The following is a 23,365-nucleotide window of genomic DNA, read 5'->3' on the forward strand; positions in this document are numbered from 1 at the left end:
CGCGGCCTGCGTTGCAGGGCGCATCCATTATCAGGCAACCGGAGGCGGCATGAGCAATCTCGACAAGCAGGAACGCAAGGAAGAAGCAAAGGATCTGAACCGCGACCCGATCTCCGGCGCACCCGGTTCGCACCCGGTGGGTGTGGGCGTGGGCGGCATCGCCGGCGGTGCGGCGGCGGGCGCGCTGGCAGGCACGGTGTTCGGTCCGTTGGGCACCTTGATCGGCGCAGCGGCCGGCGTGGTTGCCGGCGCGGCGGCAGGCAAGGGTGTGGCCGAACGCCTCGACCCTACCGTGGAAACCGAATATTGGCGCCAGGAGCACCGGAACCGTCCTTACTACAAGGAAGGCACTGACTACGACCGCGACTACGCCACCGTGTACGGGTTTGGCCTGCAGGCGCGCGAAACGCGTCCGACCAGCACCTGGGAAGAAACCGAAGCCACGTTGGCCGGCGAATGGCCGCGCAACCGTGGTGAATCGCGCCTGGAGTGGGACGATGCCCGCCTCGCTGCGCGTGATGCCTGGGACCGCGCCGACCGTACCCACACCGTGTATCGCGACGGCGATACCCACTACGCCGGTCGCTTCGATAGTGCCAGCTACCGTGATGCCGAGTATTCGTATGACGATTATCGCCCGGCCTACCGGTACGGCATGCAGGCGCGCCAGCAGCACGCTGGCCGCCAGTGGGACGACCATCTGGAACGCGATCTGGGCGATGGCTGGGACCGTTTCAAGGCAGGTTCGCGTCTGAACTGGGAAAAGGCCAAGCACGCCGTGCGGGAAGCGTTCGATTCGGATCATCACGGTGACGCTGCGCGTCGTAACCCGACCGACCCACGGGTGTAACGGCTTCATGGGATGCAAGCTGTCGCGTCCATCGCGTCAATTGCATGATGCAAAAAACGAACGGGCCCCACGGGCCCGTTCGTTTGTCGGAGGTTTGTGGTGGCGCTGGAGTAATCGAGACAACCACGCTGCAAGCAGATCGCAACGCTCACCCGGCATGACGCCTTCGTCAGTGGCGCTCCATCCAGCGCAACGGTGCCGCCAAACGCTGGCGAACAGGTCCGCGATCGACTAACCGGACGTCTTCTCCACCGCGCGGATGTCGCCGCGGAACACCGCAGCGTCGGCGCCTGCCGATGGCGCCTCTTCCTGCTGCTTGATCAGTTGCTTGCGCGCTGCCACCACTTCGCGGGCCAGCGCAATCCGGCGACCCACCACCATTTCGGTCAACCAGTCGATCAATGCGCGCGTGTAGCGCTGCTGATGCTCCTTGACGCTCAGGGCGTGGTCGGCTCCGGCGATCACCCGCGAGGTCAATGAGCGCGCCTTGCCAAAGGCATTTGCGTAATTGCGCAGCACCGGTTGCGGCACGATGACATCGTGCTCGGCTTCGACCAGCAGGACATCGCCGGTGTACGCAGCGCATGCCGCCAACGCAATGTTGTCGTCGGGCGTCAGCGTGCGATGCCGGTAAGCCATCAGATCCGGATCGGCATTGAGGCTGACCTTGGGTTGGTCCCACTGCGCATCCTTGTAGAGCGCAGGCGAACGTAGTGCCAACCACTCCACCGGGCGCTCGCGTGTCAGCAGGGCGGACAGATAACCACCGTAGCTCAGGCCCACCACCGCAATCGACTGCGGATCCACGTACGGCAGGCCTGCCAACTGGTCGTAGGCGGCAATGATGTCGCGCAGGTTTTGCGCACGGGTGACGGTCTGCCGCATCGACGCATGGCCTTCATGCCCACGCAAATCGAAGGTCATGCAGATGCAGCCCAGACCTACCGCCTCGCGCGCGCGCACCAGGCTGTGGTGCTGACTTCCGCCCCAGCCGTGGACGAACAGCACCGCCGGAATGCCGGTGGGCGTGAGCAAGGTGCCGCTGAGTGCGTCGTGATCGACTGCGATGTCGATACTGGAAAGTTTGGCTTCCATCAGTCGGTTGAAACCCTCCGGTATTTGTAGCGCGGGCCTGCGCCGGGGCGGCTTGCACGGTAGTACACCTGTGCGTCGGCCGGCGGCTCGCCTTCATAGATCTCGTGGGTGGATGCCCGCACCCAGTGCAGCCCCGGATGTTGCTGAAAACAGGCGATGGCCGCAAGTTCGGCCGGGGTGGCGCCACCGATCCGCCAGGACTGCTCGAGGACGCCGCACACCGCGCCCGCGTGCGGGTCTTCACCGCTGACCACATCGTAATTGCGCCGGGACACCTGCAGGTCTGCAAATGCAGCGGCAACGCTGCGATCGTACCGGCACGCCTGTTCCACCACGCGGCGCTGCAGCGGCGGCAGCCCGGTGCCCAACAGTGCCTCCAGCGATCCGCGATGGACGCGCAACGACGAGCCGCCATAGACATCCTCGCCCTCGGCATTGCGCACGCTGCATTGCGTTCCGTAGTACGCGATCTGCACACCGGCCACGCATAGCTCACCCACGCTGTGGGTCAGCGGCTGCAGGATATTGCGCTCCAGCACTGCGCCATGGGTTTGCAGATAGTGTTCGGGCAACCCGTCGAGTACGAGTGCCAGCGCGGCCGCATCGGCGATGCGCCACTGCCCGTTGCCGCCGACGCCGGTGGGCAGCTTCAGGCGCACCTGACCATCAGGCAGCAATCGGTCCAACGCCTGCAAGGCATCGTCCCGCGAGAACACCGTGTAGCCGGGCAAGGTGGTCGGGATCAGGGCGAGCGCCAATGCCTGATTCCAGCCGGTGATACGCATCGCCGCAGGGTCGATCAAGGGGTGACCGATCACCTTGGTGGCCACAAATGCATGCGGCACGATGCCGCCCAGCAGGCCGTGACGACCATCGATGCCAAGCGCACGGGCCTGCTCGGTGGTCAGCGTGTCGTCGGGCACATGCAACGCAGCATGTTGGTCACCTGCGGCGGAAGCCATCGCAGTGTCCAGGCCTGCATCATGTGCGCCCAGCAGGCGCGCAAGTTCGCTGCACACCCAGGCATGCGTGGCACGTTCGTGGCCATGCTCGACCACGGCACGCATGGTATGCCCGAGCACCTGCAAGTACCGTGGCTCCGCCATCTGCTGTCCCCGTGCTCGTGCCACATCCAGACGCCTCCAGCTGCGTGCCGGGACGCACCGCTGCAAACGCTGAAACCAGGCCTATTTCATGGCGAGATACAAACCCACCACGATCAACACCACCACGATCAGGCTGATGGCCACCCGGCCCCCGCGCAGCTCCAGCAGGGCGTGCCACCACACGCGTGCTTCCGGTGTTCCGCTGGCATGGTGCGGCTTACGATGACTGCTTTCGCTGTCCTGCATCCTGAGTACTCTCTCCTATACGTCGATGCCTACCTTAATGATCAGACGTTACACAGGTGTGGAGCGGTTCAGAATCTTCCGTGAAATGCGGCACCGCACGCAGGCGATTGCGTGAATCTGGGCGCCACGCCGTGCCGTGCGACGGTGAGAATCGCAACGTCGTGCTGCGTTGCGCTGCAGGTTAGAGGTGTTCGTCCATCGAACAGAGTCGATCACGCCGATCAACATCCACAACGCGAACGAGGGTGCATGCACAGTGTGTAGAAACACCGACGCAGCCTGAGCAGTTAAGCGTTGGTGTTCCCGCTAACGCACTATTGTCGCGTTCGATGATCATTCGTTGACATACCCGCAGTTACTCTGCAGGTCAAGTTTGTTTAATCCGGAACGCCCCAAGCCATGAGCAGAGACCCATCCGTCATCGATGTACAGGCCGAAATCGCGCATTGGCAGGCGCGGCACGCCCAGGGGAACCTGGGTAGCGGCAAGTTCAGCGAATTGTCCCCGGTGGTGAAAATGGCCTGCGACATCTACCTGCAGGCGCCGCGTTCTAGCGATCAGGAACGTCTGCGCCTGTTTCGCGATCGCCTTGAGCATCACTTCATTTCATCCAGCACCCAGTCCAACTACGAACAGTTAGCGACCGACTGCTGGCAACGTCTGGGCACGCGCAATAGTTGAGCACGCCAGTGACGCCGGCGTTAAGCAAGACCCGTTATTCATTGGAGATCGTCATGAAAACCCCGTATCAAGTGCAGCAGGAGCTGGAACGATTGGAGCGGTTGGTGCCGCACATCATCAGCGACCAGGGCGACCGCGCGGAGGAAATCCTTGGCTTCCATGTGGCCAGCCTGCTCGGCAGCGCACCTGCCAGCGAGCACGCCATGATTCGTGAGCGCACTGCGCGCATGGCACGCATGTGCCGTACGGCGCAGGACGCGGTTCGCGCGCCAGTCAGACCCATGGGCATCGCCCCGGTCGCCCAGCCGCAGTGGGCCTGACCAACGCATCGCCGGAGCCGCCTAGCGGCTCCTTTGCATTTCATCGTCGGCCAGTGCCGACTTACCTCAGGACCTCCATGAAATCCACTCTCGCTGCCGCTTCGCTGCTTGCCATGCTGACTCTCACTGCCTGCGATCGCCCAGGTGGCGACGCCTCGCGCACTGCACCGGCGGTGTCGCCGGAACCGACTGCGGCGCCGGTCAGCGGCAGCGGAGCGACCGAGCTGGCCAAGGGCGATGGTGCAGTGCTGGGCGTGCTGGCGGCCATTGACGAAAACGAGATTGCGCTGGCCAAGCAGGCCATCGGGCAGGACCTGGGCGGCTCCACCGGCCCGTTTGCCGAGCAGATGCTGCACGACCACCAGGCCAATCTCGAGAAGACCAAGGCCCTGGGCGCAAAGGACGGCCCGCGCGCCGATGCGGTGCGCGCCAAGGGCAAGGCCGCAGTGGAGGCGCTGGAAAAGACGTTGACGCTGCCCGATGGCAAGGATGCGTACCGCAATGCCTTCATGCGCAACATGGTCATCGACCATGGCGACACCATCAAGATTCTGGATTCGGAGCTGTTGCCCGCCGCCGAAAGCGCACCGGTCAAGCAACACCTGGAAGAAACCCGCCGTGTGGTGTCGGCACACTTCGAACGCGCCCATGCAGTGTCGTCGTCGAAATAAGCACGCTGCATGCAGCACCTTGCAAACGCGCCGGCCTGTCCGGCGCGTCTGCGTTTGGGGATGAGGCGGCTACCCGGTGCCGCATTACGGCGCCGGCCCGGCGCGCCTGACGCCACGCCTGACGCCACGCACCACCGGCCGCTGGCCGTATCGCTGCGTCGGCAGCGACATCGGCATCGGCTTCACTGCGCTTCAGCCCGCACTGGCCTATGGTGCCGCATCCCTCCGGCCAGGAACTTCTCATGCGCGTGCTCATCACCGGCGGTACCGGCTTCATCGGCCAGGCCTTGTGCCCGGCCTTGGTGCAGGCCGGCCATCAGGTCTGCGTCCTGACCCGCAATACCGGCCGCGCCAGCCGCAGCCTGCCCGGCATCACCGCCGTGGAGACGCTGGACGGCATACAGGCCGAGGCCGTCATCAACCTGGCCGGTGAGCCGCTGGCGGCCGGCCGCTGGAGCGATGCACGCAAGCAGCGCTTTCGTGAGTCGCGGCTGGGCACCACTGACCGGTTGCACGACTGGATTGCGCAGCAGCCGGCGCAGCAGCGCCCGGCAGTGGTGGTGTCCGGTTCGGCGGTGGGCTATTACGGCGAGCGCGGCGATGCGGCGCTGACCGAAGCGGACGGCGCCGGCGAGGATTTTTCGGCCGTACTCTGCCGCGACTGGGAGGCCGCCGCCGCCCGCATCGGCGCGCTTGGCCCACGCGTAAGCTGGGTCCGCACCGGCATCGTGCTGGACCGCGACGGCGGCGCACTGGCACGCATGCTGCCGGCGTTCCAGCTGGGTGGCGGCGGGCCGTTCGGCGATGGGCGGCACTGGATGAGCTGGATCCACCGCGCCGACATGGTCGCGCTGCTGGTATGGCTGCTGCAACACGGGCAGCCCGGCGCCTACAACGCCACCGCCCCCAACCCGGTGACCAATGCGGAATTCGCCCGCACCCTGGCCAAGGTCCTGCACCGCCCGGCCTTGCTGGCGCTGCCGGCCGGGCTGCTGCGATTGGGCTTTGGCGAAATGGCCGACCTGCTGCTGATCAGCCAGCGCGTGCTGCCGCAGCGTGCGCTCGATGCCGGGTTCGGCTTCCGCCACGAGCGGCTGGAGCCGGCCCTGCGCGCGATTCTGCAGCGCTGAACCGGCCGCGCAGGCAACTCGCCTGCGCATCCCGGCCGCCCCTCGGTTCGCCTGCCGGGCCGGTTTGCGCATGCACTAATATTTGCCTAACGCGCATCTCCGACAGTGCTGCGGATCTTGGAATGGCCCGGCGCCCGGCGGAACCCTGATGCACCTGCTGCTTGTCGAAGACGCCCCCCTGTTGGCCAACGCCATCTGCGACGGCATGCGCCAGCACAGCTGGACCATCGACCACGTGGGCAACGCCGCCACCGCCAGGGCGGCGCTGGTGGACCATCGCTACACCGCTGTCCTGCTGGATATCGGCCTGCCCGGCGAGTCGGGGCTGGCGGTACTCCGCTTCATGCGCAGCCATTACGACCCGACCCCGGTGATCGCGTTGACCGCACGTGGCCAGCTCACCGACCGCATCCGCGGCCTGGACGCCGGCGCCGACGATTACCTGGTCAAACCCTTTCAGTTCGATGAGCTGATGGCGCGGTTGCGCGCGGTCACCCGGCGCAGCCAGGGCCGCGTGGTGCCGCTGCTCAGCCAGGGCGATGTCTGCGTGGACCCGAGCAGCCGCAAGGTCACCAGGGCCGGCAAATGGGTGGCGCTGAGCGCGCACGAATATCGACTGCTGCTGGCCTTGATGGAACGTGCCGGGCGCGTGGTCACCAAGGATCAGCTGGAAGAAGGCGTGTATGGCGGCCCGTCCGACGGCGGCAGCAACATGATCGCGGTATATGTGCATCAGTTGCGCCGCAAGCTGGGCGAAGAGCTCATCGCCACCGTTTACGGCCAGGGGTACATGGTCGGCAAGTCCCCCGAATGAAGTCCCTGCAGGCACGCATGCTGGCGGCGCTGGCCGCAATCGTCCTGCTGAGCTGGTCCACTTCGCTGTGGATCCTGGTGGCGCTGGTCACCGAGGGTCACCATAGCGTGTTCGAGCAGGAGCTCAACCTGCTGGGCGACCACCTGGTCGGCATCCTGCCCGAAGCGCTGCAGCACCGCTTCGACAGCCCGTCAGCGCCGGCCAGTGGTGCAGACCTTGAAACGCCGATCGGCAATGCGTCCTCGCGCATGAGTTTCAAGCAGACCCTGATCGCGATGGTGCTCAACACCGTGCAACTGGGCGTGCTCGGCGTGCTGGTGTGGTGGGCGGTACGTACCGCGCTGGCGCCGTTGCGCAGCGTCTCCTGCGCCATTGCGCAACGCACCGGGCTGGACACCGACCCCGTCCCGCTGGACCGGGTGCCCGACGAGATCCGTCCGCTGATCGCCGCGTTCAACACCTTGCTGGCACGGATGGAACAGGCCGTGCAGGCCGAGCGCAATTTTGTCGCCGACGCCGCGCATGAACTGCGCACTCCGCTCTCGGCGCTGCATGCCTACGCCGAAGTCGCCTTGCGCGCGCCCACGCTGCAGGACAAGGACGCTGCCCTGCGCCAGTTGCTGGAAACCGCGCGCCGCAGCAATCGGTTGGCCGAACAATTGCTGGATCTGGCGCGGCTGGATGCCGGCATCAGTTCGGCTGCCTACCAACAGGTCGAGATGGGCGAATTGATCTCGCATGTCCTAGACGAATTCAGCGTGCAGGCCGATGCACGCCAGCTCAATCTGCACGTGGAAGCGGCACCCTGCCTGCTGCGTTGCGATGTGGATGCAGTGGGCATCCTGATCCGCAACCTGGTCGACAACGCCATCCGCTACGGACGCGTTCGCGGCACCGTGGAAGTGAGTTGCGGCTACTGCCTGCGCGCCGATGCACTGCACCCGTTCGTCCAGGTCAGCGATGACGGCCCCGGCGTACCGGACGCGGCGCATGCGTCCATCTTCGAGCGGTTCTATCGCGTGCCCGGCAGCGAGGTGCAGGGCAGCGGAATCGGACTGTCGCTGGTGGCGGGCATTGCCCGCCTGCACGGAGCCACCATCGAAACCTGCGAAGGCAACGAAGGGCGAGGCCTGTGCGTGCGCGTGGTGTTCGCCGATGACCGCGCGCCGACAACGGCGTGAACACCCAGGGCGGACGGTACTGCGGCCCGGCACCTCCAATAAGTTTCCAATCCTGGCCGCCTAGAGTGCACGCACCACACGCATCAGGCTGCATGGTGATGACTTCCTCGACCCGCTCCACCTCGCCCATCGCCGCCCTGTCGCCGTGGGCCACGCACGCCGCAGCCAACGACAGCGTCGGCATGACGGTCAGTCACGTTGCCGCGTCGCCGGCATGTCGCTGTGGCCGCACCGGCACACGTAACCGCGACATCTGGTGCGCCTTGCCCGATATCCGCAGCGCGCGCCACGTCCGCCGACTGCCACGTTGGGTAACACGCAGCGTGCTGTTGGGCGCGGCAGGCCTTGCATTTGCATTGGCACTGGCGCGCGTGCTGCTGCACTGAACCTCGCTGCCCGCACTGGCCCTTCCACCGTCCTCACTCTATCCAGGTCTTTGTCATGTCTGTCCATTTCGTCACTCGTTGCTGCACGCTTGCCGTTGTCGGCATCAGTCTGATCGGCTGCTCCAGCACCCGCCCGTTGCCGTACAGCCAACTGCCGTCGTCCAGTTATTTGCGCCCACACGACGGCAGCCGCGGAGACCGCATGCCGTACGCCTATCACGGCAACGTGGACTGGACGCGTTACCGGGCGGCCATCGTCGAGCCGGTGGCCATCTACCGCGGGCCAGATGCGCAGTTCGAAGAGGTGCCCGAACAGGACAAGCGCATGCTGGCCGATGACATGCAGCAGCAATTCGGCTACGCCCTTGCACGGCGTTGGCGCCCGACCACGGTGGCCGATGGCGATACCGTGCGGGTGCGCCTCACCCTTACCGGCGCCAAGCCCAGCAAGCGCGTACTGGGCACCGTCATGAAGGTGGACCTGGGCAGCGGCTCCTACAACGCGGTGCAGGCCGCACGCGGCAAGGAAGGTGCATTTTCCGGTTCGGTCAGCTATGCGCTGGAGATCTTCGACGCCCAAAGCGACCGCCTGCTCGCCGCCTATGTCGAGAAGCAGTATCCCAGCGCGATGAACATCAAGGCCAGCCTGGGCGCCTACGGCGCAGCGAAGGCCGGGATTCGCAAGGGGGCCGAGCAGTTGCTCGAGGGGATCGAATAGTTTCGGGAATCGGGAATCGGGAATCGGGAATGGGGAAGCGGGAGGCGGACGTAGTGCTTGAACGGGCTTGCGCGCGTCCTGTGAGTCTGCAGCGCCTTCCCTTCTCCCACCGGGAGAAGGTGCCCCGAAGGAGCGGATGAGGGTACGAGCGAAGCCTCATGCAAAGTGATATCCCAGCGCATCGTTCCGCCCCCTTCACCACACCCGTTCCCAGAAACAGATCTCTCACCGCCCCGCTGATCTCTCCCTTCTCCCACCGGGAGAAGGTGCCCCGAAGGGGCGGATGAGGGTACGAGCGAAGCCTCGCGCAGAGCGCACATCGCACCTCGCGCCTGCCCTTGCCCAGCCCCTTGCTCCGTCAGCTGGCCACGCGCGACGCGGCGCGGTGCCATCGCAAGCGCATGCGGTTTTGACGTATCAAAAAAGGCCGGCGCTGCAGCCCAGCGCCGGCCTTCTTGCACCTTCGCGTGATGCACGCTTACCTGGCGGGCGCATCATGTGTTGGCGTCCAGCGTCAGCGCGTGACGCGCTTTACGGCCTTCTTGCCGACCGCCTTGCGGGCGGCGGTAGTCTTGGCCACTGCACGCGTTGCCGGGGTCTTGGTCACCTTGGCCGCCTTCTTCAGGGCGGTCTTGGTCACTGCCTTCTTCAGCGGGGCCTTCTTCACGGCGGCCTGGCGTGCGGCGGTCTGCTTGGCGACCGGTGCCTTCTTGGCGATGCTCTTGGCAACCGCCTTCTTGACCGACACCGACTTGGCCGCAGCCTTCTTCGCTGCGGTGCGCGCATTCACCGTTGCCACGGCGGTCTTGCGTGCCGCGCTCTTGGCGGCAGTCTTGGCACTCAGCGCGGCCGCGTCGGCCTTGGCATTGGCCTTGGCGGTTTCCAGCTTCTGTCTGGTGTTGGCCTTGGTGTCGGTGATCTTCTTCTTGGCAGCGGCACCGGTACTACTCAGCTTCTGCCTGGCCGCCTCTTTGGTGGAGGTGATTTTCTGCTTCGCCGCGTCCTTGGTCGCGACGAGCTTCTGCTTGGCGGCGTCCTTGGTTGCAACCAGCTTGTCCTTCGCCGCGTCCCTGGTGGCCGTCAACGAGCGTTTGGTCTTGGCCACGCGGCGCTTGACGGCGCCCGCTGCGTCGGCAGCCTTGCTGGCCGCGTCCTGCTCCGCCTTGACCACCGCCTTGCGTGCCTTGGCGACACGTACCTTGACTTCCTGCACCGCCGCGCCGGCCGCTTCCTGCACGTTGGCGACCGCCTCGCTGGTGGTGCTGGCGATGCTGTCGGTCAGTTCGGTGGCGGTGCTCTTTACGCTATCGACGGCGTCGGACAGGGTTGCCGTCACACCATTGCCGTTGCTCATAGACCCTCCTTAAGGGCATCAGTGCGGGAAACGCGGGCGATGCGCGAGAGCATGCGTCTGCTGAACAGGCATCGGATCAAGCGGACGCTACGCCGGGCTCAACGGGCTGTCAACGCAGCGGCGGCAAGGCCTGCGCGGCGCTTTCACCGGCAGTTAAATTGCTCGCTGGCACTCTCGTTCAGCTTGATTTACGCAGTCAGACGCCCTATTCCTCTTCCACCGCGTAACCCGGACAGACGCTCCATGCGACCGCTTCCCACCTTGCTGACGCTCTCACTGGCTGCCGCATTCGGCGGCTTTGCCGCCACCGGCATCAATGCCTGGCTGGACAACCGCGCCGAGGCCACGCCGGCCGGCAATGCCACCTTCACCCTGCCAACGGCAGCGGCGTTGCCGGCGTCGGTCGCCGGGCAGCCGGTGCCCTCGCTGGCGCCGATGCTGCAACAGGCGATGCCGGCAGTGGTGAGCGTCAACACCAAGCAGGTGGTGCGCGTGCGCAACCCGTTCTTCAACGACCCGATCCTGCGCCGGCTGTTCCCGCAGGTCCCACAGGACCGCATCAACGAATCGCTGGGCTCGGGCGTCATCATCGATGCGCAAAAGGGCTATGTATTGACCAACCACCATGTCATCGAGAATGCCGACGACGTGCAGGTGACGCTCGGCGACGGGCGCACGGTCAAGGCAGACTTCATCGGCTCCGATGCCGACACCGACATCGCGCTGATCCGCATCAAGGCCGACAACCTCACCGATATCAAACTGGCCGACAGCAACGCACTGCGCGTGGGCGATTTTGTGGTGGCCATCGGCAACCCGTTCGGCTTCACCCAGACCGTCACCTCCGGCATCGTCTCGGCGGTGGGCCGCAGCGGAATTCGCGGCCTGGGCTATCAGAACTTCATCCAGACCGATGCCTCGATCAATCCCGGCAACTCGGGCGGTGCGCTGGTCAATCTGCAAGGCCAACTGGTCGGCATCAACACCGCCAGCTTCAATCCGCAGGGCAGCATGGCCGGCAATATCGGCCTGGGCCTGGCGATTCCGTCCAACCTGGCGCGCAACGTGGTCGAGCAACTGGTGACCAAGGGCGTGGTGGTGCGCGGCACCCTGGGCCTGGAAACCCAGAACCTCACCCAGCAGATGTTGCAGGGGCTGGGCGTGGACTCGCTGCGCGGCGCACTGGTGACGCGCGTGCTGCCCGGCTCGGCGGCCGCCGCGGCCGGCGTGCAACCTGGCGATGTGGTGGTGGCAGCAAACGACCAACGCGTGGACAGTGCGGAGGCGCTGCACAACTACGAGGGCCTGCAGGCCGTCGGCAGTGCGGTCACCCTGGAAATCCGCCGCGACGGCAAACCGCTCAAGCTCAAGGCCACCTTGAAGGAGCAGGACCGCGCGGTGACCGGCGACATGCTCGACCCGCGCCTGAGCGGTGCCACCTTCGTGGACCTGCCCGAATCGCTGCGTCAGTCCGGTATCACCGGGGTAATGGTCAGCGAGGTCAAACGCGGTGGCCGTGCTGCGGCCAATGGCCTGGTGTCCGGTGACGTGATTGTGGCCAGCAGCGTCGGCGAGTTCGCCGACCTTGCCAGCTGGCGTGCCAATTTCCAGCGCAAACCACAACAGCTGGTAGTGCGCATCCTGCGTGGCAACGCGCAATACGACGCGCTCATGCGTTGACGCGATGTGCATTGCGGGCTGCGTCCACTAACGCCTCCTACACCCCCCCGATGCTATTGCTACTGCACGACCGCACGTGAGTGACGGCTGCCCTCAATGACCCAAGGAGATATCGCATGAGCCCCACCAATACCGATCAGCTGAAGGAAAACCTGAGCGAAGCCGGCACCCACCTGAAGTCGGCCGCCAGCGCTGCCGGCGAAGCCGTTAAGGGCGCCACCAGCGCTGCAGGCGACGAGCTCAAGCTGGGCCGCGCCAACGTCAAGGCCGAACTCTCCGACACCGCGCTGGCCGGCATGGCCGCCGCTGAATTTGGTGGCGCCGCTGCCAAGGAGCAGATGGACGTACTGGTGGCCAAGGGCAACGACCTGCTCGAAAGCGCCACCGACCTGATCCGCGAGCGTCCGCTCGCCGCGTTCGGCGTGGCATTTGCAGCGGGTTGGGTCATCGCCAAGCTGGCACGCAGCAACGATAACTAAGCCGTGAGCGATCAGGCCTCTACAGCTGCCGGCTCCGGCGCGCCAGACGCGCGCCCGGAAACGCCAGGACTGGACGAAAGCGTACGCGCGGTCGGTGCCGCCGGCCGTGCGACGTTGGGCTCGGCCAAGGACACCAGCCGCGCGTTACGCCGGCTGGTGTCGGCCGATCTGCAACTGGCGCGCAGTGCGTTCGGGCGTGGCCTGGCATGGGCCTGTGTCGCGGTCGTTTTCGGCGCCTCGTCCTGGCTGTTGTTGGCGGGCGCCATCATTGCGTTGCTGCAACGTGCCGGGTTGTCATGGTTTCAGGCGATGTTCTTCACCGCGTTGGCCAGCTTGCTGGTCACCGGCATCGCGGCGTGGCGAGTGTTCTTCTACTTCGATCACACCGGCATGAATGCCACGCGACGGCAGTTGATCAAGCTGGGCATCTTCGATGACTCCAGTGACGACGACACGGCCACAGCCGCCAATGGAGCACGCTCATGAAGTTTGGCGCCTTGCGTCAGCGCGTCGAACGCGCTGAATTCCTGGTAGAAGGGCGGGCGCAGGAAACGCGCTCGCATTGGGCCCAGTTGCGCCAGACCTGGCGCGCCGGCTGGTCGCCGGTGCGCATCCTGGCAGTCGGTTTCGGGCTGGGCTTTGTGACCGGTCGCAACGAACCACAGGCTGCGCTGGGCAGCATTGCCAGCAAGCTTGGAGGCATCCCCAAGATTCTGCAGATGATCAGCACCATCTCTGCGTTGTTTACTGCGCATCGCGCACAGGAAGCGTCCGAGCAGGCCGAACGCGCTGCCGACAGTGCCGAAGAAGTGGCAGCCGACCCGCCGGTCACGGTGGTGCAGGTGCCGGCCGACCACGCCGCCTGACCCAGCGTGCAGGCACAACGCCATGCGCGTTGCTGCGCCTGCGGCTGAGCCCGCTGCATCAGCCAGTTCGTAATGACGCCGCGCGCACAGACCCTGTGCGCGCCGTTGACGCATTGTGCCGATAATGGCGCACCGCTGGCGGCACGCCAGTCTGCTGCCAGGGCACGCATGTCTCTTCCTCTCGATCCGCTGGATGCTGCCGTCGCGGCAGATTCGCTCCCGCCACCACCGGCCCCGCGTCCGCGCGCACCCGCTTCGCTGGTGGTGCTGGCCACGCTCGCTGTTGGCTATACGCTGTGGGCAGCGCAGACGATCATCCTGCCGGTCATGCTGGCGGCGTTCTTCGCCCTCATCGGCAACCCCATCCTGCGCGGGTTGCGCAAGCTGTACATCCCGCGGTTTGTCGGCGCCTTGCTGGTGTTGTGCCTGGGATTGGCCGGGACCGTGGCCCTGGCGGCACAGTTGGCCGGCCCGGCTGCCGAATGGGCGCAGCAGGCACCGCGGCAGATGCGCCAGATTGCGCGCGATGTGCGCGACCTCACCAAGCCGATGATGCAGGCCAACCAGGCCGCAGAAAATTTTGCACGCGCGGCCGGTGGCGAAGGCCAGCGCGGCGTGCAGATCGTGCGCACGCAGATGGACGACCCCTACAAGGCGCTGGTGCGCACACCCAAACTGGCCGCGTCGGTGCTGGCGGTGGTGCTGCTGACGTTCTTCTTCATGGTGTATGGCGAGAGCCTGCAGCGGCATGCGATCGCCTTGCTACCAAACCGCCAGCAGCAACGTTTCACCACCGAAATCATGCTGGACATCGAACGCGAAGTCTCGCGTTACGTGCTCACCATCAGCGTCATCAACACGCTGGTCGGGTTGATATTTGCCGGCATTCTGTATGTGCTGCAGATCCCGCTGCCCGAAGCGATCCTGTGGGGCACGGTGGTGGCACTGCTGAATTTCGCGCCCTATGTGGGTCCGTTGATCGGCGTGATGCTGATGCTGCTGATGGGCTTTGTGGAATTCCGCACCACGGTGTCCTCGCTGCTGCCGGCAATCCTGTATCTGGCGCTGCACACCATCGAAGGCCAGGTGGTCACCCCCATCGTGCTGGGACGCCGCATGGCGATCTCGCCGCTGATGCTGATCCTGGCGCTGATGCTGTTCGGCTGGCTGTGGGGCATGGTCGGCCTGCTGCTGGCGGTGCCGCTGCTGGTCTGCATCAAGATGGTGCTGAGCCGGGTGGAGGGGATGCAGCGCTGGGCCAGGCTGTTGGAGTAGCTGGGACTCGGGATTCGGGAATCGCAAGAGCAGTGGCGCTGCTCTACCCATTCGCCACTCCCGATTCCCCATTCCCAACGCAAGACCGTAAAATCTCGCGATGAGCTTCTACATCAGCGCCATCACTCTCGACCTCGACGACACGTTGTGGCCTTTCGCGCCGATCGGGGCGCGCATCGATCAGGTGCTGTACGACTGGATGCGTGAACACAGCCCGGTCACTGCCGAGCAGTTTCCGGTGGAAGCGATGCGGGAGCTGCGCGAGCGCAGCTTTGCCGACAACCCGCACCTGCACCACGACCTCAGCGCGTTGCGGCGCTTGACGCTGGAAATGGCGTTGCGCGAAAGCGGTGGCGACCTGGCGTTGATAGAGCCGGCCTATGAGGTGTTCTACGCCGCGCGTAACCAGGTGGAATGCTATCCGGATGCGCTCGACGCGCTGGCGCGCATTGCCGCGCATGTGCCGGTGGCCGCGCTCAGCAACGGCAATGCCGATCTGCAACGCATCGGGCTGATGCATCACTTCGCGTTTCAGCTGGGCTCGCGCGAACACGGCAGTGCCAAGCCCGACGCGAGTATCTTCCACGCCGCATGCGCACGCCTGGAACTGCCGCCGGCACAGGTGCTGCATGTGGGCGACCACGTGCGCATGGACGTGCTGGGCGCGCTGGATGCGGGCCTGCGCGCGTGCTGGATCAATCGCGAAGGCGCAGTGTGGTCGCACCCCACCCAGCAACCGGATCTGGAATTCGACAGCATGACCGGGCTGGCCGATTGGCTGGATGCGCAGCAGCCGCATCCGGGTGCCGCACGCGACGGCATCTGTATTCCCGCCTGAGTTCAACCCGACGGCGCACACCGCCATTGAAGGATGTCCATGTCGCACCTCACCGGTTTCACCGATCCCGCCGCCGCGGCCCTGCCGCTGTATGTGCTCGACCGCGAGGGCTTTGCGCGCTGGTGCGCCGAGCAGCCCACGCGCGTGTTGTCGTGGGCACAGGCGCAGCGATTCGATGCCGCGCCCGGTAGCGTGCTGTTGCTGCCAGGCGACCACGGGCTGGCCGGCGCCATCGTCGGCATCGGCGACCGCGCCGACGCGTATGCCTATGCCCACGCGCCGATGGCATTGCCGCCCGCCAGCCGCTGGACGCTGGCCAACGCCTTGAGCGATGCCGAACAGGCGTTGCTGCACCTGGGTTGGGGATTGGGCGCCTACCGCTTCGCGCGGTACCGCAAGGTGCCACGCGCACCGGCCGAACTGGCGGCCACGCCGTCGGCGCAGACCCGCGCCTTGATCGAGGCCTGCCTGCAGGTGCGCGACTGGGTCAACACGCCCACCGAAGACATGGGGCCGCAGCATCTGGAAGACGCCACCCGTGCGGTGGCGCAGGCGCATGGCGCGCAGGTCGATGCGATCGTGGGCGACGCGCTGCTGGCGCAGAACTTCCCCACCATCCACGCGGTGGGACGCGCCTCGCACCGTGCGCCACGGCTGATCCAGCTGCAGTGGGGCGATGCCGCGCATCCGCATCTGGTGCTGGTTGGCAAGGGCGTGTGCTTCGACACCGGCGGGTTGGATCTCAAGCCCGCCGATGGCATGCGCAACATGAAAAAGGACATGGGCGGCGCCGCACATGCGCTGGCGCTGGCCGGGTTGGTGATGGCGCAGCGGTTGCCGGTGCGGCTGACCCTGCTGATAGCCGCGGTGGAAAACGCGGTCGGCCCGGAAGCCTTCCGCCCCGGCGAGGTCATCACCACCCGTGCCGGTGTCAGCGTGGAAGTGGACAACACCGATGCCGAAGGCCGGCTGGTGCTGTGCGATGCCTTGAGTTATGCCACCGAACAGAAGCCGGACCTGATCCTGGATTTCGCCACGCTCACCGGGGCCGCGCGCATCGCGCTGGGCCCGGATCTGCCGGCCCTGTTCGCCAACGACGATGCGCTGGCACAGGCCTGGATCAGCGCTGGCGAACAGACCCGCGACCCGGTCTGGCGCATGCCGCTGTGGCGCCCGTACCTGCGTTATCTCAACAGCCACGTGGCCGACATGGCCAACGCCGGCTCGCGCATGGCCGGCGCTGTCACCGCCGCGCTGTATCTGGAACGCTTCGTGGCCCCGGGCCAACGCTGGGCGCATCTGGACGTGTACGCCTGGAACGACAGCGACCGCCCCGGCCGCCCGGCCGGTGGCGAAGCGCTGGCCCTGCGCTCGGCCTTTGCGATGCTGCAGCAGCGTTACGCCGGGTAAGCGCGGTCAGTCACACCACGCGCCGACGAGTGCCAGCCGCCTGCAGCTGCGCTGGTCATCCCTGGGGACGCAGCAACGGCGCGATCGTGCGCAGGCGTGTCTGCGTCGCCGGGCCGACCAGCGCAAACGCGGTGTCGCCTTCGGCCCAGTACTGCGCCAACAGACCACCATCGCGACGTTCGCCGGTCGGCATCGGACCGCTGCGTGGACGCAGATACAGGCCGATGCGCGCGCCGTCGGCATCGCCGTAGATCAGCATGGCGGCCGCGCCCTCCGGCGTGGAAAGTAATTGCCCGCCGCGCAGCGTATAGCCCTGCGCACGCAGATCCGGCACGACACCGGCATTGCCGAAATGCGCGCGCAACCAGGGTTCCAGCTCGGTGCGGCGCTGCACCTCCAACGCAGCGCCCTGATGCGCGCCGGTCTCGGCGAACAGCCGGTACGCGGCCACGGCATCGGCCATCGGAATCCGCTGGCTGGTCATCCGGCTCTCGTGCAGCTGCCAGCCCAGCCCGGTGCCCAGGCCGAGTGCCAACACGCAACTGGCGGCCGTGGCAAACACCGCCCGGCGGCGTTGCTGCAGGCCACGGCGAATCGTTGCAGGCGTCAGCGCACCTGTGCCCGGCTCTGGCGGCAGGCCGGCATGCGCGGCACGCAGCGCTTCGGCATCGCGTTTCCAGCCTGCCACGCGCGCGGCCTGCGCAGGGTGTGCCTGCAGCCACGCCGCAACCGCTGCGTGTTGCTCCGGGGCCAGGCGGCCATCGACGTAGGCGTGCAAGGCATGCTCGTCGGGCGGTGTGGTGGTCATTTTAGGATCCTCAATGCAGGTGTGTGGCTCACGTGGCCCTCGTTCACTGCGCGCAGGCGTTCGCGCGCACGCGACAGGCGCGACATGACCGTGCCGATCGGGATGCCGAGGGTGTCGGCCACCTCGCGGTAACTGAAGCCCTCCACGCTGACCAGGAGCAGCAAGGCGCGTTGTTCGGCTGGCAACAACGCCAGACTGGCCAACATGGCACGGCCGTCGTGCACCTGTTCGGCAGAGGCGGACTGGCTGGGCTGTTGTGGCGCGAACAGGCCCACCACCCGCTGCCAGCGCGCCGCACGGCGCTGCCCATCCAGAAACTGCCGGTACAGGATGGCGAACAACCAGGGTTGCACAGCGTCGGCGGTATGCCGGGTGCGCCAACGCCGCAGGGCTCGTTCCAGCGTGGCCTGCACCAGGTCGTCGGCGCTGGCGGCCTCGCCGCTCAGCGACCGCGCGAAGCGGCGCAGCGCCGGCAGCACGGCACGCAGTTGGTCATCGTCCAGAGCATCCATTGGCGGGTTTGGTAGTGGCATCACACAGTAGACGCACTGGAGCGTGGACTATTCCCACGATTCGTGCGCGTGCAGCACGTATTTTCGCAATCGCGGGAATAACCCGTCTTGCACGGCGTCTCACTGCATCGACCACTCACCGCATCGACCACCGGAGCCAGCCATGACGTTGCCACCTCCCTCGCCCCCGCGCGCGCGCAGCCCTGTGCTGCCGCTGCTGGGCATTGCCGCCATTGCCGGCGGCGTTGCCATCGCATTCGCCTGGACGGCGGGCTGGATCGGCGGCGACCGGCTCACTGCCGCGCGCATGACCGATACCATCGAATCCAGCGGGCCGCCGCATCCGGGCTTTCGCCGCGCGCATACCAAGGGCGTGTGCGTGAGCGGGCAGTTCCAGTCCAGTGGCAAGGCCACCTGGGTGTCGTCGGCACGCATCTTCAGCCAGGCCAGCACGCCGGTGCTGGGGCGCATGTCCATCGGCGGTGGCGACCCGCACGGGGCCGATGGTGCCGCGCGCGTACGCAGCATGGCGCTGCTGTTGCGCAGCGACGACGGGCAGGAATGGCGTACGGCGATGAACAGCTTTCCGTTCTTCGTGGTGGCCACGCCGGCCGGCTTCCAGGCGCTCAATGTCGCCTCCCGGCCTGACCCGGCCACCGGCAAGCCGGACCCGGAAAAACTGGCGGCGTTCGGCAAGCAGTATCCGGAAGCGGCCAAGTTCCAGCAGTGGGCCAAGACCGCGCCATGGTCGGACAGCTGGGCCAGCACGCAGTACAACGGCGTCAACGCCTTCCGTGCGATTGCCGCCGATGGACGCGAACGCTACATCCGCTGGTCGATGCGCCCGCATACGCCGTTCAAGGAATTGAGCGCCGAGCAACGCAAGCAGGCCGATGGCGATTTTCTCGCCACCGATCTGGACGCGCGGCTGGCGCAGGGGCCGTTGCGCTGGGACATGGTGCTGACCGTGGCCGAACCCGGCGATGCGGTGGATGATCCTTCGCAGCCGTGGCCGGAGAACCGCAAGCAGATCGTGGCCGGCACGCTGTCCCTGGATCATGCGCAACCGCAGGCCAGCGGGCCGTGCCGCGATCTGAACTACGATCCGCTGATCCTGCCCAAGGGCCTTGCCGCCTCCAACGACCCGATCCTGGCCGCGCGCTCGTCGGTGTATTCGCAATCGTTCAACCGCCGCGAGCGCGAGATCGCCAGCGGCAAGGGCAGCGCTGCCACCGGCCAGGGAGCACGTCAATGAGCAGCCGTACACACTTCAACCTGCCCGCGCGCGTGCTGCATTGGCTGATGGCCGCGATGATCCTGACCATGCTGTTTGTCGGCGTGGGCATGGTGGCCTCGGTGACGCAGCGGCCGTGGTTGATCGATCTGCATCGTCCGCTGGGCATCGCGATCTTGCTGCTGGCGGTGCTGCGCCTGATCAACCGCCTGCGCCATCGCCCGCCGCCGCTGCCGGCGGACCTGCCGGCGTGGCAGAAGGCCGCCGCGATCGCCTCGCATTGGCTGTTGTACGCGTTGATGCTGGGCATGCCGCTGATCGGCTGGGCGATGCTGTCGGCCGGCGGTTATCCGATCGTGCTGTGGCCAGGCGCGAACCTGCCGGCGATCGCACCGCATGATCCGGCGCTGTATGCCTGGCTGCGCAACGCGCATGGCTGGCTGGCGTATCTGCTGTTCGCCACCGTGCTGGCGCATCTGAGCGCAGCGCTGTTCCACGCCTGGGTGCGCCGGGACGGCGTGTTTTCCAGCATGGCGCGTGGGGAGCGGTCGGCGCGTTGATGGGGCGGAGCTGGGTGGATAACGTGTTGTGCAGAGTGCCTTCGCTGCGCGGATGTACCCTCCACCGCGCACCCTTTTCAATAGGAGAGGGGCTTGTCCCTTTTCCCGTCGGATTGCCCTTCTTTATGGGGAAAAGGTGCCCCGCAGGGGCGGATGAGGCTATGGGTGAAGCCTCGCAATTCTCCCTTCCAGGTGGCTGCGCTCCGTACCCTCACCCCAACCCCTCTCCCGTGGGGAGAGGGGCTAGTGCTTAACGCTGGCGTTTTGTTTTGGCCGCTGGCGCAGATGCGTCGATGCCCTTGCCAGTCGCCGCCCAATAGATGCCACCGTACAGGTGATCCAGATAGCGCGGATCGTTGTAGGCTTCGGCCAGATGGCCTAGCGCAGTGGCGAAGACGCGCCCGCCTTCGAAGTGGTGATACCACGCGACCGGGTGCTGTTTGCCCATGCCCCTGGCGACCTGGCCCGGCCAGATCAGGGTGGGGTCATAACTGCTTTCGTCGACGGTGAGCAGCGTGACCAGGTCATCGCTGTACGGTGGATCGTATTCGTACCACTCATCGCTCCACACCCAGCGCTTGGGCAGGCCGGCCGTGGCCGGGAAATTGGCATCGACCACATCCACCATCGCCGTTTGCATGTATGGATGGGTGCGGAACGAGCGGCCAATCATGTGGTCGTACCACTCCCAGTCACCGCGCTTGATCGCAAACGCCTTGTGCACGGCGACCACGCCACCGCCGTTGCGCACGTAGTTTTGAAAGTTGGCCCGCTGCGCCGGGTCCAGATCGGTCGCCGGCGTATTGAGCAACACGATGGCCGCGTATTGCGAGAGATCGCCTTCGAACGCCTTGGCATTCCATGCCCACACCATCTCGACATAATGCTTGCGCGCCATCGCCTCGAATTGCGGCTTGGCCACAGGGATATAGTCGTGGTGATACTGATTGGGAATGGCTGCCACCAGTATCTTGAATTGCTCGGCCGATGCGTTGAAGGCGCACATCAACAGCAGGCCCGACAGCCACAGAGATTTCATGCATTGCTCGCCGTGTTTTCCAGTGCTGCGCAGTGTACCTGCGTACAAATCGCATGCCTTCGCACGCGTTTGGAATAGCTGTGGATGGGTGATGCGAGTGATGCCATGCCTTCGTCGCGTGACCGCGTCGATCAAGCACATGCAGTCTCATCTATCGCAAACTCCAGCTGACCGAACACGTCAGGCATCGACTGACGGCGTTACAACCAGCCCTTCTGCCGTGCCAACCGGTACGCTTCGATGCGATTGGCCACGCCCAGTTTGCCGATGCATTCGGACAGGTAGTTGCGCACGGTGCCATGCGAGAGCTGCAGCTGCTGCGCGATCTCGCTGGCCGAGCGGCCTTCGCCGGCCAGGCGCAGCACCGTGCGCTCGCGCTCGCTCAGGGGGTCCGCTTCCACCCAGGCGTCGATGGCGAGCTGCGGGTCGATCACCCGCCCGCCGCGCTGCACCTGGCGCACGGCACTGACCAGTTGTTCGGCCGGCGCGTCCTTGAGCAGATACCCGGACACGCCGGCATCCAGCGCGCGCCGCAAAAACCCGGGACGCGCAAAGGTGGTGACGATCATGACCCGCACCGGCAGCGCCTGGCGCTGGATGCGCTGAGCCAGTTCCAGGCCGCTGAGCCCGGGCATTTCGATATCGGTGATCAGCACGTGCGGCTGCAGCCGTTGCAGCTCGCGCCAGGCGGTTTCGCCATCGCCCGCACTGCCAATCACCTCGATGTCATCCTCCAGCCCGAGCAGGGCCACCAGCGCGCCACGCAGCAAGGCCTGGTCTTCGGCCAATAACACCCGGATCATCGCTCGCGCTCGCCTCTATGCAACGGTTGCGCACGATAACAGTGCAGGCCGGCGACGTGCAGCGGCCGGGCCGGTGAGCGCTCAGCGCGGTTGCGGCACCAAGGGCAGCGGCAACGGTGGGTGCGCCGCATCCGGCATGGGGTGCGGCGGCAACGGCACGCCGGCGCGCAGGCGCATGCCGCGTGGCAGCGCGTCCACGTCCAACGCGCCACCCAGGGCGTGCAGGCGCGCACGCATGCCATCCAGGCCATTGCCGGGCACGATCACCCCGCCGCGCCCATCATCGGTGATCTCCAGCACCGCCCGGCCGTCCTGCGCGCGCAGGCTGACCCGGACCCGTCTGGCCTGGGCGTGGCGGTGCACGTTGGTGGCTGCCTCGCGCACCACCAACGCCAGAGCGGTTTCATGTTCGGGTGGCAGAGGCAGCGCGTCCAGCGTGTGTTCCAGCACGATGCCGTCCATGTCCAGCAGCACCTTTGCCGAGGCCAGCTCGGCCACCAGCCCGGCGGCGCGGATGCCGGTAACAGCACGGCGCACCTGCGTCAGCGCGTCACGCGAGATCTGCGCCACGGCGTCAATTTCGTTGCGTGCCGCCTGCGGGTCGCGTTCGATCAGGCGCGCGGCCAGATCGGACTTGAGCGCGACAAGCGACAGGGTGTGACCCAGCAGGTCGTGCAGATCGCGGCCGATGCGTTCGCGCTCGGCGGTGGCCGCCAGCCGGCGCACTTCGTCCTGCGACAGGCGCAGCAATGCGTCCTTGCGTTCATTGATGCTGTACACCGCCATCACCACGGACATGCCCAGCACCGACACTGGAAACCACACCAACCCCTGCCAGGCCATTCCGAGCCAGCGCGCCCAGGCCAGGTACAACGCGTTCATCAGCAGCAGGATGGCGAAATGCCGCCACAGCGCATGCCGCGTGGACGGGCGCAGGCTCAGGCAGGCAAATACGAAGTAGCTGATGCCCGAGGCGTACACCGGCAGCAGCGCCGCACTGAGCATGCCCATCGCCCACGCATAGCGGTACAGCGTGCCGCGCGGTGCCAGCAACATGCGCGCGTACAGCAGCAGAAACAATGGATACGACAGCGCCGTGCACAGCAGCCAGGTCGCATCGTAACCGCGCGAGGAGAACACCGGCACCACGAACACCCAGGCCGACCACAGCAGGTGCACGCAGTCCATCCATGGCGACTGGCCCTGCGCCAGGCGCGCGGTCACTTGCGAATCTGGAGCCGGCCGCAGCCAGGCCGGGAGCGTCAGAGGCATCGGGATGGGTCCGGAGAAGTGAGTCGATTCTGCCATT

General features: G+C 66.2%; 26 protein-coding genes. 18 read left to right on the forward strand and 8 right to left on the reverse strand.

The features are described from left to right. The first annotated feature begins 49 nt into the window (after positions 1-49). Entirely contained in the window at positions 50-850 is an 801-nt protein-coding gene (locus tag OZ10_RS01390; protein ID WP_039404499.1) for a hypothetical protein, read from the forward strand. Between the two features lie 231 nt (positions 851-1,081). Here the strand turns inward: OZ10_RS01390 and OZ10_RS01395 are convergent, their stop codons facing one another. Together OZ10_RS01395 and OZ10_RS01400 are read right to left on the reverse strand one after the other, a co-directional pair. Next, a complete protein-coding gene (locus OZ10_RS01395) occupies positions 1,082-1,945 on the reverse strand; it encodes an alpha/beta hydrolase family protein (protein WP_039404502.1) in 864 nt (287 codons plus the stop codon). Further along, a complete protein-coding gene (locus OZ10_RS01400; protein WP_039563734.1) occupies positions 1,945-3,051 on the reverse strand; it encodes a DUF3182 family protein in 1,107 nt (368 codons plus the stop codon). The genes OZ10_RS01395 and OZ10_RS01400 overlap by 1 nt, the downstream gene beginning before the upstream one ends. Positions 3,052-3,696: 645 nt before the next feature. Between OZ10_RS01400 and OZ10_RS01410 the strand changes: the two genes are divergently transcribed. The 8 genes from OZ10_RS01410 to OZ10_RS01445 all read left to right on the forward strand — a co-directional run bounded on the left by OZ10_RS01410 (position 3,697) and on the right by OZ10_RS01445 (position 9,198). Further along, entirely contained in the window at positions 3,697-3,978 is a 282-nt protein-coding gene (locus OZ10_RS01410; RefSeq protein WP_039404509.1) for a hypothetical protein, read from the forward strand. A gap of 53 nt (positions 3,979-4,031) precedes the next feature. Continuing rightward, complete coding sequence (locus OZ10_RS01415; RefSeq protein WP_039404512.1) at positions 4,032-4,298, forward strand: hypothetical protein; 267 nt, start codon at positions 4,032-4,034, stop codon at positions 4,296-4,298. A gap of 77 nt (positions 4,299-4,375) precedes the next feature. Continuing rightward, complete coding sequence (locus OZ10_RS01420) at positions 4,376-4,969, forward strand: DUF4142 domain-containing protein (RefSeq protein WP_039563735.1); 594 nt, start codon at positions 4,376-4,378, stop codon at positions 4,967-4,969. A gap of 242 nt (positions 4,970-5,211) precedes the next feature. Next, complete coding sequence (locus tag OZ10_RS01425; protein WP_039404622.1) at positions 5,212-6,099, forward strand: TIGR01777 family oxidoreductase; 888 nt, start codon at positions 5,212-5,214, stop codon at positions 6,097-6,099. 148 nt (positions 6,100-6,247) lie between these two features. Further along, positions 6,248-6,913, forward strand: coding sequence for a response regulator transcription factor (locus tag OZ10_RS01430; RefSeq protein ID WP_039563736.1), 666 nt, complete (start codon positions 6,248-6,250; stop codon positions 6,911-6,913). After that, the gene (locus tag OZ10_RS01435; protein WP_039404519.1) at positions 6,910-8,094 is read left to right on the forward strand and encodes an ATP-binding protein; all 1,185 of its coding nucleotides are present in this window, start codon (positions 6,910-6,912) and stop codon (positions 8,092-8,094) included. Before OZ10_RS01430 ends, OZ10_RS01435 begins: the two co-directional genes overlap by 4 nt. A 98-nt stretch (positions 8,095-8,192) precedes the next feature. After that, the gene (locus OZ10_RS01440; RefSeq protein WP_236726789.1) at positions 8,193-8,480 is read left to right on the forward strand and encodes a hypothetical protein; all 288 of its coding nucleotides are present in this window, start codon (positions 8,193-8,195) and stop codon (positions 8,478-8,480) included. Positions 8,481-8,535: 55 nt separating this feature from the next. Further along, a complete protein-coding gene (locus OZ10_RS01445) occupies positions 8,536-9,198 on the forward strand; it encodes a DUF3313 domain-containing protein (protein WP_039404522.1) in 663 nt (220 codons plus the stop codon). 514 nt (positions 9,199-9,712) lie between these two features. On the opposite strand, the gene OZ10_RS01450 is transcribed toward OZ10_RS01445, so the two are convergent. Beyond that, positions 9,713-10,552: a histidine biosynthesis protein HisIE gene (locus tag OZ10_RS01450; RefSeq protein WP_039563737.1), complete on the reverse strand. Its 840-nt coding sequence runs from the start codon at positions 10,550-10,552 to the stop codon at positions 9,713-9,715. A 243-nt stretch (positions 10,553-10,795) separates the two neighbouring features. Between OZ10_RS01450 and OZ10_RS01455 the strand changes: the two genes are divergently transcribed. The 7 genes from OZ10_RS01455 to OZ10_RS01485 all read left to right on the forward strand — a co-directional run bounded on the left by OZ10_RS01455 (position 10,796) and on the right by OZ10_RS01485 (position 17,100). After that, a complete protein-coding gene (locus OZ10_RS01455) occupies positions 10,796-12,232 on the forward strand; it encodes a Do family serine endopeptidase (RefSeq protein WP_039404527.1) in 1,437 nt (478 codons plus the stop codon). Between the two features lie 116 nt (positions 12,233-12,348). After that, positions 12,349-12,711 carry a hypothetical protein gene (locus OZ10_RS01460; protein ID WP_010374821.1) on the forward strand — a complete coding sequence of 121 codons (363 nt, stop codon included), beginning with the start codon at positions 12,349-12,351 and terminating at the stop codon, positions 12,709-12,711. A 3-nt stretch (positions 12,712-12,714) separates the two neighbouring features. Beyond that, on the forward strand, positions 12,715-13,197 hold the full coding sequence (locus OZ10_RS01465; RefSeq protein ID WP_039404543.1) for a hypothetical protein: 483 nt from the start codon (positions 12,715-12,717) through the stop codon (positions 13,195-13,197). Then, a complete protein-coding gene (locus OZ10_RS01470) occupies positions 13,194-13,577 on the forward strand; it encodes a hypothetical protein (RefSeq protein ID WP_039404544.1) in 384 nt (127 codons plus the stop codon). The genes OZ10_RS01465 and OZ10_RS01470 overlap by 4 nt, the downstream gene beginning before the upstream one ends. Positions 13,578-13,745: 168 nt before the next feature. Then, positions 13,746-14,852 (forward strand): AI-2E family transporter, encoded by a 1,107-nt coding sequence (locus OZ10_RS01475; protein WP_039404628.1) that lies wholly within the window; start codon positions 13,746-13,748, stop codon positions 14,850-14,852. Between the two features lie 100 nt (positions 14,853-14,952). After that, the gene (locus OZ10_RS01480; RefSeq protein ID WP_039563738.1) at positions 14,953-15,690 is read left to right on the forward strand and encodes an HAD family hydrolase; all 738 of its coding nucleotides are present in this window, start codon (positions 14,953-14,955) and stop codon (positions 15,688-15,690) included. 39 nt (positions 15,691-15,729) lie between these two features. Beyond that, entirely contained in the window at positions 15,730-17,100 is a 1,371-nt protein-coding gene (locus tag OZ10_RS01485; protein ID WP_039404630.1) for a leucyl aminopeptidase family protein, read from the forward strand. A 55-nt stretch (positions 17,101-17,155) separates the two neighbouring features. Here OZ10_RS01485 and OZ10_RS01490 read toward each other — a convergent pair whose 3' ends face one another. Next, a complete protein-coding gene (locus tag OZ10_RS01490) occupies positions 17,156-17,908 on the reverse strand; it encodes an anti-sigma factor family protein (protein WP_039404549.1) in 753 nt (250 codons plus the stop codon). Beyond that, the gene (locus tag OZ10_RS01495) at positions 17,905-18,420 is read right to left on the reverse strand and encodes an RNA polymerase sigma factor (RefSeq protein WP_039404551.1); all 516 of its coding nucleotides are present in this window, start codon (positions 18,418-18,420) and stop codon (positions 17,905-17,907) included. Before OZ10_RS01495 ends, OZ10_RS01490 begins: the two co-directional genes overlap by 4 nt. A 163-nt stretch (positions 18,421-18,583) precedes the next feature. On the opposite strand from OZ10_RS01495, the gene OZ10_RS01500 reads away from it, so the two are divergent. After that, positions 18,584-19,675, forward strand: a complete 1,092-nt coding sequence (locus tag OZ10_RS01500) for a catalase family peroxidase (RefSeq protein ID WP_039563739.1) — start codon at positions 18,584-18,586, stop codon at positions 19,673-19,675. Next, on the forward strand, positions 19,672-20,214 hold the full coding sequence (locus OZ10_RS01505) for a cytochrome b (RefSeq protein WP_039404555.1): 543 nt from the start codon (positions 19,672-19,674) through the stop codon (positions 20,212-20,214). The genes OZ10_RS01500 and OZ10_RS01505 overlap by 4 nt, the downstream gene beginning before the upstream one ends. Before the next feature lie 250 nt (positions 20,215-20,464). Here OZ10_RS01505 and OZ10_RS01510 read toward each other — a convergent pair whose 3' ends face one another. The 3 genes from OZ10_RS01510 to OZ10_RS01520 form a co-directional block, all read right to left on the reverse strand. Beyond that, complete coding sequence (locus tag OZ10_RS01510; protein ID WP_039404557.1) at positions 20,465-21,253, reverse strand: ThuA domain-containing protein; 789 nt, start codon at positions 21,251-21,253, stop codon at positions 20,465-20,467. Positions 21,254-21,453: 200 nt separating this feature from the next. Then, positions 21,454-22,056 carry a response regulator transcription factor gene (locus tag OZ10_RS01515; RefSeq protein WP_039404558.1) on the reverse strand — a complete coding sequence of 201 codons (603 nt, stop codon included), beginning with the start codon at positions 22,054-22,056 and terminating at the stop codon, positions 21,454-21,456. Between the two features lie 81 nt (positions 22,057-22,137). Beyond that, positions 22,138-23,328 carry a sensor histidine kinase gene (locus OZ10_RS01520; RefSeq protein ID WP_039404560.1) on the reverse strand — a complete coding sequence of 397 codons (1,191 nt, stop codon included), beginning with the start codon at positions 23,326-23,328 and terminating at the stop codon, positions 22,138-22,140. Positions 23,329-23,365: the final 37 nt, after the last annotated feature.

The sequence above is a fragment of the Xanthomonas cannabis pv. cannabis genome, assembly GCF_000802365.1.
GTDB classification, from domain to species: Bacteria; Pseudomonadota; Gammaproteobacteria; order Xanthomonadales; family Xanthomonadaceae; genus Xanthomonas; species Xanthomonas cannabis.